General features: G+C 65.4%; 1 protein-coding gene. It reads right to left on the bottom strand.

What is annotated here, in order from left to right:
- A partial coding sequence (locus tag R0J88_RS23080; protein ID WP_410901327.1) for a HAMP domain-containing protein occupies positions 1-240 on the bottom strand: 240 nt, incomplete at both ends.

Genomic DNA, 240 nt, shown 5'->3' with positions numbered 1-240 from the left:
CCAACTGCGCGGCCTGAGCCTCGAACTGGGTCTGCAGGCGCTGTCCCAGACGATTGACCGCCGAGGTGATGCCCTTGAGCTCCGCCACGCTGGTCTCTTCCAGCGGCGCGTCGAAGCGCTGCGTCTCCATCTCATTGAGGCGAGACGAGAGACGCTCCAACGGGCGCAGCAGACGGCGCATGACCAATGAGGCAATCAGCAGCGTGATCAGGCCGCCGAGCAACAGCCACAGCGCCAGAC

Source organism: Pseudoalteromonas sp. SIMBA_162, assembly GCF_046535955.1.
GTDB classification, from domain to species: domain Bacteria; phylum Pseudomonadota; class Gammaproteobacteria; order Enterobacterales; family Alteromonadaceae; genus Pseudoalteromonas; species Pseudoalteromonas marina.
Note: the sequence above shows the minus strand (reverse complement) of the source record. Positions and strands in the feature narration are given on the sequence as shown.